This is a genomic window from Acinetobacter sp. AOR41_HL (assembly GCF_027854645.1).
Classification (GTDB): Bacteria; Pseudomonadota; Gammaproteobacteria; order Pseudomonadales; family Moraxellaceae; genus Acinetobacter; species Acinetobacter nosocomialis.
In genome coordinates this window covers 1-3,795 of the sequence record NZ_JAKTHZ010000016.1, presented here as the reverse complement: position 1 = coordinate 3,795, position 3,795 = coordinate 1, and the positions used below count along the sequence as shown (strand labels likewise).

The following is a 3,795-nucleotide window of genomic DNA, read 5'->3' as shown; positions in this document are numbered from 1 at the left end:
TGTTATTCCTAAGTAGAAATGTCCTACCTTAAAACCAAATAGAAATGTCCTATACCGACATTTCCAAGTCAAGCACAGGATTCAGATTTCGTTCTTTGATTACTGTTTTCTGTGCACGTCTGCTTGGCATCTTTTGAGAACGATTGCGTTTATTTTGTTGTTCTAGTTCTTCATGCTGCTGTTGAATATGGGCTAATACAGAACCCAAACGTTTATTTTCAACAATCTCTCGCTGGTTGAGCTGACTTAATTTATCGAAGATGCTGTAATTGATTTTTCTTCCCTGATATTCAATCGCGACTGTACTATTCGGGTATTCCAGAAACTCAAGATACTTGCCAATCAATCTTTGGTTTTCTTCCGTGTTTTCCAAGAGATATACGCACTTATCATAAGTGATCGTCAGGCTATTCGTGACTCTGCGGGGTTCACGCCAGGTAAAAATATCATCTAATTCTTCGGCTGTTTCAGTGACAGTCCGGTGTAGATCCTTGGGATTAAAGGCCATCTTGGCAAACTTCTGATTGAACTGCTCAATGAAGCAGGGTAGCCAGGCATTGGCTTCGGCAATCGAACTGATGCCTTCCAGACGCATTTCTTTGATCAGACGGTCCTGAAGCGTTCTATTGGCTCGTTCTACACGGCCTTTGGCCTGTGGTGAATTAGCGAAGATAATATCGATATTCAGGGTGCTGAGTACGCGCCCAAACTGGGTAATCTTGGTGTCTTTCTTACTGCTTTGATTCACCCTGAAGACTGAATGTTTATCGCTGTAGAAGGCTAAAGGCTTACCATGCTGCTCAACATACAAACGTGTTGAAATCATATAGTCAAAGGTTGATTCTGACTTACAGAAGCGTAAATGCTGTAATTTGCCTGTGGCATCATCGATAAATACCAGCAGACAGCATTTAGGGGCTCGACCTTCAAACCAGTCATGGTGTGAGCCATCGATTTGGATCAGTTCACCATAACAGTCCCGGTTATAACGAGGCTGATACGGGCGTTTCAGACGCTTGGCACGAGGAGTCCATAAATCGGCTGCAATCATCCAGGAACGCAGTGTTTCCACTGAAATATCAAAGCCATGAACGGTGGTGAGCTTTTCATGCGCTAAAGTGGGTCCGAAACCATGCAGTTGATCAGAAACAATATTGAGGCACTTGAGTCTGAGCTCTTCAGGAAGCCTGGAATTGCTGATTTGACCACGACCGGCATGGGCTAATGCAGCTGGGCCTTGAGCTTTGTATTTTTGCAATAAACGCCTGATCTGACGCTCTGAAATATGAAGTAGCTGAGCAGCTTGGGACTGGGTTATGCGTTGATCACAGATTTCCTGCAAGACCGACAATCGTTTAAGTTCTTTATCCGACATAGACACCAACATATCAAACCGTCCGCTAAGGAAATTGCAAAAGTGCATATTCTAAAAGCGGACATTTTTACTTTGGAGAAACCGGACATTTCTATTTTGGGCTTACATGTTCATTTCGGATAACGCCCATTATGTTAAATGGGGCTAATATCCGACATATACTTTAATGTTCCCAGAATTTATCACCCTGAGATTCATAAAATTTGTTAATGAACTCTTCAAAAGTATTGGCAATAATATACCAATCTTGTCGTTGATCTACAGGTAAGACAACCAAAATAGAGCCGTAATCATCACTATTAGGATCACATCGAACTAACAATAAGTCTGAATCTCCATAAAATTCTCCAATAATTAAGTCACTTTGAAGAGCATCATTCTTTCGATTACTTTTATAAATTTTTGAAGCAAAAGTTACCTCCTCAATAGAATATAATTTTAAGCCCCATTGTCCGTATTCTTGATCTTTAAATAGATCTGCACCATTAGAGACTGTATAAAAATCCTTTAATGCTTTTGGTAAAAGTACTTGGGGTATTTGTGGGTAAATTTTGCTTTTTAGATTCAATGAACAATGTAAAGGAAAGGGACATTCCATACCTCTATGAATAGCTTTCTTAGGCTCAATCTCCCATTCATTATGAATTTTTTCTATAATTTCATGAACACTATTCATTTATTAAACTCTTAAAAATCCTTAACTTTTACTAAAATTAACATAATGGGCATCATCGGAAATACGTTTTATAAAACCACTGTTTTTTCATGTAGTTAAAGGATTTCGACCACCCTAAAAAACAACCAAAAGCCGACTTAGAAACATGTCGGCTTTTTTGATCACAGTTGTCATCTTTCGCCAATAAATTTGGCTTAATTTCAATCAAAGAAGGAGCGCTATGTATAATGCTGCACCTGAAAGAATGATCAAAACAGCTATAAAAAAAAACATCAAATATTTAGCAATTGAGTGTTCTCGATAGGAATAACTAATAGCAATTAAAGTAGCTAAAACAATTAATGTTACTGGCCAATACATCAAGGCTGTAAATAGGATAATTACTGGATAATCTATATGGATCATACATTTTAATATTTAAGGTAGTCTTAACGTTATAGATGATTCCAACGCAATAAAAAAGCCTGACAAGATATTAGATAAAATATTACGAAATATCTTAGTCCTTCTATAGTTTTGTATACGTCCATTATGTTAAATAGACTAAAAATTTACTCTAATTTTCTTTGTACACGACAAAAAAAGACAACTCATTGAAATAATGGCATAATACTTGTTTTCTGACGATGAATATGATGACACATTTCAATGAGTTACATCTCATCTTAAACAAATATCTAAAGTGGAACAAGTCACGTGTAAAATGTTTTACACTGATTATGCTTGCATTAATTGTAAAACAGACATGTAATCTTTCTTCTGCATCTAAAGCCTTACCCATCAAGTGCTTACCACAATCATTTTATCGACGTATACAACGCTTCTTTGCAGATCAGTATTTCGATTATCGTCAAATTTCTCAGTTAATTTTCAATATATTTTCATTCGATAAAGTCCAATTAACTTTGGATAGAACCAATTGGAAATGGGGAAAACGAGATATCAATATCTTGATGTTAGCCATCGTCTATCGTGGAATAGCGATACCTATTGTTTGGACATTGCTCAATAAACGTGGAAATTCAGATACAAAAGAGCGTATTGCTTTGATTCAACGCTTTATCTCCATTTTTGGTAAAGATCGTATTGTGAATGTGTTTGCAGACAGAGAATTTATCGGTGAGAAATGGTTTATATGGTTAATTGAAAATGACATTAACTTCTGTATACGTGTTAAAAAAACTTTATTGTGACCAATCACTTAGCCAAGAGTCATAAAATTAGTGATTTATTTCGTCATCTTCAAGTTGGTCAAACTGAATGTCGTAAACGACGTATTTGGGTTGGTCGAGTGAAACTGTATATTAGTGCGTTACGATTAGAAGATGGAGAACTTTTACTTGTTGTTTCTCCTATGTTTAATGCTTCTGCTATTGGTGATTATGCATTACGCTGGGAAATCGAAACCTTATTTAGTTGTCTCAAAGGACGTGGATTCAATCTTGAAAATACTCGTTTAACAGACCCTAGACGAGTCAAGAAATTGATAGCAGTGCTAGCGATCGGTTTCTGTTGGTGCTATTTAACAGGTGAATGGCAACATGATCGAAAAAAAGCGATAAAAATAAAGAAGCATGGACGACTTTCAGTAAGTTTATTTCGCTACGGTTTGGACTATGTTCAAATGGCTATTCTACGTTTGATTGGTTTTGGAAAAAAAGAAGAATTTAAGAAAGTGCTCGCAATTTTAAGAAAGAAAAAGCCTGATAGGACAAGGGCTCTATGAAATTTGTCGTGTACAGAG

General features: G+C 36.7%; 3 protein-coding genes. 1 reads left to right on the top strand and 2 read right to left on the bottom strand.

All coding sequences use genetic code 11. The annotated features are described in order from the left end of the window. Positions 1–49: 49 nt before the first annotated feature. Positions 50–1,375, bottom strand: a complete 1,326-nt coding sequence (locus MKL35_RS04095) for an ISNCY family transposase (protein ID WP_016805832.1) — start codon at positions 1,373–1,375, stop codon at positions 50–52. A gap of 163 nt (positions 1,376–1,538) precedes the next feature. Beyond that, positions 1,539–2,051, bottom strand: a complete 513-nt coding sequence (locus MKL35_RS04090) for an SMI1/KNR4 family protein (protein ID WP_001089571.1) — start codon at positions 2,049–2,051, stop codon at positions 1,539–1,541. A 635-nt stretch (positions 2,052–2,686) separates the two neighbouring features. Here MKL35_RS04090 and MKL35_RS04085 point away from each other — a divergent pair. Next, positions 2,687–3,777 (top strand): IS4 family transposase gene (locus MKL35_RS04085; RefSeq protein ID WP_208728222.1). Its coding sequence is split into 2 segments (ribosomal slippage): positions 2,687–3,227 and positions 3,227–3,777, totalling 1,092 coding nucleotides; the frame shifts between segments, so codons are not numbered across the junction. The last annotated feature ends 18 nt before the right edge of the window (positions 3,778–3,795 follow it).